Consider the following 7,364-nt stretch of genomic DNA (forward strand, 5'->3'; position numbering starts at 1 on the left):
CCACGCCCGCCTGGCGCTCATTGAGCACAAAGGGCTGCGCATGGAAGATGCCCCACCGGTCTTTTACATGGGAGTAGATTCCAATGGAAGGTGTGTTGCGCCGAGGATCAAGCCGGGCTTGCCACACCCGTTTGGTGGTCTCCATGCTCATCATGGGGTTCTAAGCCAGAACCGCCGAAATTTCCGTCATCCCAGCTCCAGCCCCGCCACGAGCGCATCCAGGTCGATCATCTTGCCGTCGCTCTGGAAGGTGTAATGCCCGTTCAGCAGGATGTGCCGCCAGGCCGCCGGCGATATCTGGGTCAGGAGAGCGTGCGCCTTGGCGTTGCCGCTCGCCTCGTACTTCATCAGCAGCCGCGAGAGGATGGCCGAGTTGTAGAAGATGACCGCGTTGGCGATCAGCCTGGCGCACTGGTTGCTGATCTCAATTTCGATGTCGGTGCGCCCGGTCAATTCCTTCTTGCCGCCGACCTGGGCGATGGTTGAGCGTAGCTGGTGATAGGACTCGATGCGGTTCTGTGAGCGGTGAACGTTGCGCTCCAGTTGCGGATCGCGCAGGTAGCGCAGCGTGTAGATGCTGCGGATGAGCTTGTCGAACTCGAACACCGCGCGCCGCGTGGGGTTCGGCGCGGTGTAGGTGCATAGCTTGCGGATCAGCGTGCCCTGCGTCATCTCCTTCAGTCCGAGCGTGGCGACAATCTGGTCGAGGTTCGGCTTCTCGCTGACTATGAGATCGCGGTCGATTCTCCCGGCCGGCCGGATCAGGCACTGATCGTACAGCGCCGGATCGTCGGCACTGTAGAGTTCCTTCAACTGATCGCCAAGGTCGGTGAAGCGCGGCTCGAAACGCAGGCCGAACCAGTGCAGGATAGCGAAGTTGGCCTTGTTGACGCTGTGCATGTCGCCGGTGATCGCGGTCGGCACGATGTCCGACGTGTTGCGATACCAGATGTCGAACACGTGATGGGCCTCGTAATCGTGCGCGCCGATCAGGTAGCCGTTGAGCGGCACGTGGTTGCACAGCAGCGTGTAGGCGACCACGCCCTTGCCGCGCCCAAAGTATTTGCGCGAGTGGCGCGCTTTCACGGTCGGCCGCTCGACGCCGAATTTCTGACCATCGACGGCACCGTACAGTGCATCGAGGTCGAACGAGTAGTACGGGAAGATCGGCAGCGCGGCGATGGCGTTGCTGATGCAGTCGTTGGCCGCGTGCAGCGTTGCGTGGCGCAGGTACTGTTGGTAGGCGCTCTCCAGCACGTGGTACGGGATGTCGCTGGTGCGTGCCATGACCTGGTTGCCGTGGTTCATCGCCTGCGCGATGATGACCGCCATCAGGCTGTCGGCGTCGGCGACCTTCTTCGCATAGCGCGGCTGCAAAGGCGTCAGCGCCGACAGGAACTGGCACTGGCCGTTGACGAAGCGGAACACGTCGGCCACGTCGCAGAACGGCAGTTGCTCGTAGAACGCCTTCTCGCGCGCCTTCTGGTTCTCGCCCTTGGGCTTGCGCCATGTCAGCTTCTGCGTGTCCTTGTCGTATTCTAGGTGCGTCAGCTTGCCCTGCTTCAGCTCGCGGTTGAAGGCCAGCCACTGAGCGCGCAGCTCGGTCGCGAGCGCATCGAGCTGGGCATCGAGTGGCTGCCGCAGGAACGGGATGTCGATCTGCGCCAGCACGGCGGCCTTCTCATCCAGCGAAACCAGCTCGTCGGAAAAATGCCGGTGCTGCAAGCTGTCGTCGAGGTAGAGTTCACCCGACTGGAAGCGCTTCCTGACCTGGCGGTACAGCCAGAACTCGTAGCGGTCGGCATGCAGGTCCGTCGGCTTGCCATCGGCATCGAAGGTCAGCAGGTACGGTCGCAAGCGTTTCGGCAGCGTGGCCGCTGGACATTCGGCGAGCGGCCGTTGCGATAGGCGCTGCTGTTTGGCGAACACGTCCTTGGCCCAGGCCAGCGCCACGAGCCACGGGCTGCCCGGATCAGTGCCAGCGAGGTCGAGCGCGACATACAGCGGCCGAAGATGGCGGCGGATGCGCTCAGCCAGGCCGTCCACCGCCTGCCAGTGCAAAGCCAGCTTGCTCACCGGCTTCACGCTCATGCGCTGCGCGGTGGTTTGCAGCGTATCGCGGGGCATGATTTTGTAGGCGCGCTGGCGCACATCGCCGAACGGCGTGGGATCGGGCACGCTGTCGTCGATGTAAAGCGACAGCAGGCGGCCGACCTGCGGTGTGTCTTGCTGACGGCGCACCTGCTCGGCGACAAAGGATTGCTTTGCGCCCGCACTGCTTTCGTCCTCCAACTGCTTCATGTGGTAGGCCATCGCATCGACCAGGTTGTCGGAAAGCTGCCGGTAGCGCACCCAGGCATAGCAAAGCAGGTAGAGGTAGGTCTGATCGGCCTTCAGGTTGCGTAGATCGTGGACGGTGTAGAAGTTCGCCAGGCTGGCGTAGTACAGCAGATTCTGCTGCGAGACGCCGAGCTTGGGCAGCAGCGCCTTGGCGATCCGGTGCAGCGGCTCCAGCGTGGCGCGCTTTTCGCGTTCGCGGGCCATCTGACGCCAGCCAAAGTCCTTGGCGTCCTGCTTGAGCGCCGCCAATTGCGACAGGGTGTCGTCACGCACTAGAAGCCGACCCAGCGCGGCCTTGGCCGATTCGTCCAACACTTCCGACAGCAGGCCAGCCAGCCGCCGACGCTCGGCGGACAGGGCTTCGCTCACCAGCTCTTGCAGGGTGGTATAGCCGGGCCGGATGATCTTGTGCTCGTTTAGCCAGACGATCAGCTCGGCGGCGATGAACCCCGGCATCACGTCGCGCCGCACGGTCTGCGCGGCCTGCTGCGCGAGCTGCGCCAGGAACTCGGCCGCCCACGGCCGGTAGCCGAACAGATCGGCAATCCACTCGCGCTGGGTGTAGTGCTCGTGCTTGGAGATTGGCTTGTGCTCGAAGGACTCGCCGTGGAAGTAGCGGCTCAGCACGAAGGCGCAATCGTGCTCGACCTCACTCCAGTCGAAGCGGAAGAAGGCATGCTTGGCCTTGAAGTAACCGATCTGCAAGATGCAATAGACCTGGGCATGGAGACCAGGCCGGCTGCTGGCGAGCGCCAGTTCGGTTTCAGTCAACGCCAAGTATTCCAGCCGCTGGGCGTCGTCGAAGTCCGGCAGGCCGTACAGGGCTTCCTGCTCGGCGTCCGACAGGACGGTCAATCGTTCGCTCTTGGTCGTCATCGCGATGACGCTCCACGAGAGCCCGTCCAACCAACCCGTGCCAGGGTCTCGATCAGCGTGGTTCGCTTGACGCCGAAGTTGCGGCACACCGCCGCCTTGGACATGCCGCCATCGAGCGCAGCGACGATGGCCTCCAGCTTCTCGCCGGTGATCGCCTGCGGCCGGCCGCCGATCCGGCCGCGTTTGCGGGCGGCAGCCAGACCGGCGACGACACGTTCCTGGATCAAGGCGCGTTCGTACTGCGCGAGCGCGCCGAACACCTGGAACAGAAACTCGCCCGAGGGCGTCGTGGTATCCAGGTTCTCCGTCAGCGAGCGGAACGCCACCTGCTTTTTCTTGAGCGAGGTCACGATGGCGAGCAAGTGCGACAACGAACGGCCGAGCCGGTCGAGCTTCCACACGACCAACACGTCGCCAGGGCGAACGAATTCGAGCGCCCGCGCCAGGCCCGCGCGGTCGTCCTTCGCGCCGGAAGCATGATCCTCGAACAGATGCCGCGCATCGACGCCGACGGCGAGCAGCGCATCGCGCTGCAAGTTCGTGCTCTGGCGGTCGGAGTCCGACGACACGCGCATGTAACCTACCAACATAAGCGGAAAACCATTAAGACGAGGTTTCCGTATGGTAGCGTCTGGCGACAGAGTTTTCCGCACAATTTTGCGGCCACTCGGAGGTTGGTGCAGAGGACCGTTGAAGGCCTGTCGAAAAACAAATGTTTTCCGACAGGCCTTGGCCTAGCGCACGCCCGCCTTGCAGCGTTCTGTGAATAGCGCTTAGTAATGACGGCGTATATACTTTGTTAGTATCAAGTGGCAGGAGGCCCCGATCATGTCAAAACAAGCCGTTTTCACGATGAAGCTGGAGCCTGAGTTGCGCGCCGAGTTTATGGCCGAAGCCGAGGCGGCCCATCGCCCGGCGTCGCAAGTGCTGCGCGAGCTGATGCGCGAGTTCGTTCAGCGCCAGCGCGAGTCGCGCGAGTACGACGAGTTCCTGCGCCGCAAGGTCGAAGCCGGCCGGGCTTCGATGCGCGCTGGATTGGGGCGGTCGAACGATGAAGTTGAGGCCGAATTCGCCGCACGGCGTGCCAGTGTGGCGAGCCAGGCGTGAGGGTTGTTTGGACGCCCGAAGCGCAGCAAGACCGTGCCGATGTGTGGGACTACATCGCAGCCGACAATCCGCGCGCGGCGGCCCGGATGGATGAGATTTTCAGCGACGCGGCCGCCCGCTTGATCCAGCACCCCATGCTGGGCAAGCCGGGAAAGATTCCCGGGACCCGCGAGTTGATCCCGCACGAAAGCTATCGCCTGGTGTATCAGATCGACGGCGAAACGGTGTGGATACTGACGCTGGTTCATACTGCCCGCCTGTGGCCGCCTGTGCGCGATTAAGAGATGATCATGGCAACAATGAAACGGCGCGTTGACAGACTGCTTTCGAGCCAGACCGCGGTCGGCGGCAGGCGGCCAGTTGCGGACGGTCAAGCATCTTCCCGGTAGCGGACGTTCAATAGTGTCTCTGACCTGCTTCGCTCCCTCTATGAAGGGAGGTCGCTGGCCCATCCGCGCACTCACAGCCTGCCAGTAGGCGCAAATTGGCAGCGCTCCGTCCGGCAGCGCACAGACTGCGGCCGTACGTCCGCGTAGGTTCGCTTCAGCAGTTTCGATTCGAAAGTTCAATGTGATTGCTGCGGGCGGTCGTCGCAGTTGCGCGGAGGCGATGATGCACAATCACGGGATCGGCAGATAGGTTCTTCGAAGCTGCAAGAGTTAAAACATTCACACATGAAAGATTGAAATGGATACACGATTATTTGCTTTCGTCGGCGCAGACATTGGCCCTTGGCGGATTGTCAGGGCCGAAACGAGAGTTGGCGAGCCCCTGCCTGAAGCCAAAAGGCTCAACGTCGTATCCGCTTCAGAGTTGCAGTCTGAAACCAATGCACCCTGGATACTTCGTGGAATAACCAGCAATGAACGATATGTCATGCGCGCAGAGAAGAATGAAATTGTAGCGAAGCAGCAAGGTCTGGCGCGCCCAGAAGCAACGTGCGGTGCGCTAATACCGATCCGGAAGAACGCAGCTTGGTGGGAGCTCACGCAAGACGAACGCCGGAGCGTTTTCGAACAGTCGAAGCACGTCCAAATCGGGCTTCAGTATTTGCCTGCAGTAGCGCGCAAGCTCCACCACTGCCGCGACCTCTCAGAGAATGAACCGTTCGATTTTCTGAATTGGTTCGAATACGCGCCAATTCATGAGGTTGAGTTCAACAGGCTGCTTTCCGAACTGCGTGCGTCAGAGGAATGGAAATACGTCGACCGAGAAGTCGATATTCGTCTTACGCAAGCACAGGTCTAACCCGCCGATGAACACGGACCCCCAACAGCGGCGCGTTGCGCCGCCGTTTCGGGCCGGTTATCGGCAACGTAGAACTCTCGGATACAGTTGTTCTGTAATAACTTCTCAAGCCAAATTGATTTTTGGAGTGGATATGGAAATGGAATCAAGAATATTTTCGGTAACAGAATATATTCGTCCGTCTGACGGCGAACCAATTCGTTCAGTGGTTCTGGAAACCAAGGACTCAGCAGTTGTTGTTTGGCATGCCCATCCTGGGCAAGAAATAACCGCTCATGTTCACCCGGACGGCCAAGATACTTGGACGGTTATCTCTGGAGAGGCTGAGTATTACCAAGGAGGCGGCAAAGTCGCTCATCTAAAGGCTGGAGATATTGCCATAGCAAAACCTGGCCAAGTGCATGGCGCTCTAAATACTAGTCCAGTGCCGTTTGTATTTGTCTCAGTGGTTGCATCTGGCAACGCGGGTTTTGCGTTGGCTGAAAAATAGTCTTTCTCAAATGTGTGCCCCAGAGAGTTCTAACCCATCCATCAACACGGACGCTGCGCGATGAAGCCGCGCCGCGCCGGCTAACTCCACGTTGAGCGTCAGCTTTCCATATGTCTGGGGGTCTGCAACGGGTCGGGTGCCGTCGCGTGCGCAGTGTCAAAGCTGACATGACTAATACATGAGATGGGCTGATGCTCGCCGTCCGGTCAGGCAGCTGCCCCCCTGCAGGACTCACAGCAGTTGTATGCCACCCGTCATCCGAGACGTCAGTCGGCCTCATCCAGACCGGAACAATCTGGACGTGACGTCCGGCTGGCATTGCCGTGATCGAAATGGCGGCTAGTGACACGACTGTTGGGTCTACCCCATCGACCGGGCGCGGGACAAGCCACGTTGATCGGCTGACGGAATTTTCGGCGGTTCCGGCTTAGAACCCCTGAAAGAGAGCAAGATTTCCGCGCCGCGACCAGGGATGGCAGTGGTGCCTGGCAGTGGTGCGGATATCGGCGCCATCGATGGCGTGAAGCAAATGCTCGCCATGTGGCCCAGCGAGCGAAAGGGGTTTTTGAAGGGGCTGAGCGTCCAGGCCAAGGACTTTGACTTTTGGCTCAAAGGACGTGCGCGCCTCGCACGCGAGGAGTACACCGAAGTGGTGGCTCGGCTCGGCGCCGAATATGACGACTGGGGCGGGGGCTACCGACTGTCGGGTGGCAATTTGCTGGTGGCCAGCACACCCCGGCAGACCGTTGATGTGTACGACGAGCTGTCCTGTGGTGGGGATCTGGAGTATTCGTTCGAGATCCTTGCGCCCGAGGGAGCGCAGGCGCTTGGCATGCGCGTTCTGGTGTTCAAGGCGTGCGGGCGCCCCGCGAACATCATTCTTTTCGAAGCGGGCTCGCGTTGTGCCGCGCTGCTGGATGAGCCTGCCGGTCGTGGCTCGACCCTAATCAACATCCAGCGCCCGCGCGTGGCCACCAAGCGCGTGTGGTCGGCGGCGGTCAAGATCGTGGAGGGCTATCGCACCGTGGCCTCCCCTCAGACCGTGGGGCGGGTTTTTGGCGAAAAGCATGCGGCGTGGCTTGAGGCGGGGCGCGAAGACGCCTTTTTCTATTGATGCGTTTTTGATGCGAGGGGCTTTCCATGTTCAATCAGCGACCACGAGTGCATGGGCTTGCTGGGGTCTCCTCGTTTTCAGTGCAATAAGTGACGGTACGAAAAGCTAGCACTGGCGCGGAGGTGGTGTTGGTAGATCGTTGATTTCATTGACTTTCCTGTTCACTTTCAAATCTGCGATTCGTGGCGT

Annotated in this window: 7 protein-coding genes and 1 pseudogene; 5 read left to right on the plus strand and 3 right to left on the minus strand. The window is 60.7% G+C overall.

Going from position 1 to position 7,364, the window contains the following annotated elements:
• From BN2503_RS20320 to BN2503_RS18255, 3 genes and pseudogenes are all read right to left on the minus strand, one after another.
• Positions 1-154, minus strand: a pseudogene (locus BN2503_RS20320) (Tn3 family transposase); the annotation flags it as partial.
• 32 nt (positions 155-186) lie between these two features.
• Positions 187-3,216, minus strand: coding sequence for a Tn3 family transposase (locus tag BN2503_RS18250; protein WP_012077404.1), 3,030 nt, complete (start codon positions 3,214-3,216; stop codon positions 187-189).
• Complete coding sequence (locus BN2503_RS18255; RefSeq protein WP_012077403.1) at positions 3,213-3,791, minus strand: recombinase family protein; 579 nt, start codon at positions 3,789-3,791, stop codon at positions 3,213-3,215. The genes BN2503_RS18250 and BN2503_RS18255 overlap by 4 nt, the downstream gene beginning before the upstream one ends.
• A 253-nt stretch (positions 3,792-4,044) precedes the next feature.
• Here BN2503_RS18255 and BN2503_RS18260 point away from each other — a divergent pair, with 253 nt between their 5' ends.
• The 5 genes from BN2503_RS18260 to BN2503_RS18275 all read left to right on the plus strand — a co-directional run bounded on the left by BN2503_RS18260 (position 4,045) and on the right by BN2503_RS18275 (position 7,175).
• The gene (locus BN2503_RS18260; protein ID WP_011342941.1) at positions 4,045-4,323 is read left to right on the plus strand and encodes a hypothetical protein; all 279 of its coding nucleotides are present in this window, start codon (positions 4,045-4,047) and stop codon (positions 4,321-4,323) included.
• Complete coding sequence (locus BN2503_RS18265; RefSeq protein WP_011342942.1) at positions 4,320-4,604, plus strand: type II toxin-antitoxin system RelE/ParE family toxin; 285 nt, start codon at positions 4,320-4,322, stop codon at positions 4,602-4,604. Before BN2503_RS18260 ends, BN2503_RS18265 begins: the two co-directional genes overlap by 4 nt.
• Before the next feature lie 406 nt (positions 4,605-5,010).
• Positions 5,011-5,571 (plus strand): chlorite dismutase family protein, encoded by a 561-nt coding sequence (locus BN2503_RS18270; protein WP_011514928.1) that lies wholly within the window; start codon positions 5,011-5,013, stop codon positions 5,569-5,571.
• A gap of 7 nt (positions 5,572-5,578) precedes the next feature.
• Positions 5,579-6,061 carry a cupin domain-containing protein gene (locus BN2503_RS19750; protein ID WP_011514927.1) on the plus strand — a complete coding sequence of 161 codons (483 nt, stop codon included), beginning with the start codon at positions 5,579-5,581 and terminating at the stop codon, positions 6,059-6,061.
• 529 nt (positions 6,062-6,590) lie between these two features.
• The gene (locus BN2503_RS18275) at positions 6,591-7,175 is read left to right on the plus strand and encodes a hypothetical protein (RefSeq protein ID WP_148639777.1); all 585 of its coding nucleotides are present in this window, start codon (positions 6,591-6,593) and stop codon (positions 7,173-7,175) included.
• Positions 7,176-7,364 lie beyond the last annotated feature (189 nt).

The sequence above is a fragment of the Paenacidovorax caeni genome (genome assembly GCF_001298675.1).
Lineage (GTDB): Bacteria > Pseudomonadota > Gammaproteobacteria > Burkholderiales > Burkholderiaceae_C > Paenacidovorax > Paenacidovorax caeni.

Bases quoted from the DNA above. Each gene is read 5' to 3' on its own strand.
- BN2503_RS18250 (WP_012077404.1), bottom strand. From the start codon at position 3,216: ATGACGACCAAGAGCGAACGATTGACCGTCCTGTCGGACGCCGAGCAG.
- BN2503_RS18255 (WP_012077403.1), bottom strand. From the start codon at position 3,791: ATGCGCGTGTCGTCGGACTCCGACCGCCAGAGCACGAACTTGCAGCGC.
- BN2503_RS19750 (WP_011514927.1), top strand. From the start codon at position 5,579: ATGAACACGGACCCCCAACAGCGGCGCGTTGCGCCGCCGTTTCGGGCC.
- BN2503_RS18275 (WP_148639777.1), top strand. From the start codon at position 6,591: ATGCTCGCCATGTGGCCCAGCGAGCGAAAGGGGTTTTTGAAGGGGCTG.
- BN2503_RS18270 (WP_011514928.1), top strand. From the start codon at position 5,011: ATGGATACACGATTATTTGCTTTCGTCGGCGCAGACATTGGCCCTTGG.
- BN2503_RS18260 (WP_011342941.1), top strand. From the start codon at position 4,045: ATGTCAAAACAAGCCGTTTTCACGATGAAGCTGGAGCCTGAGTTGCGC.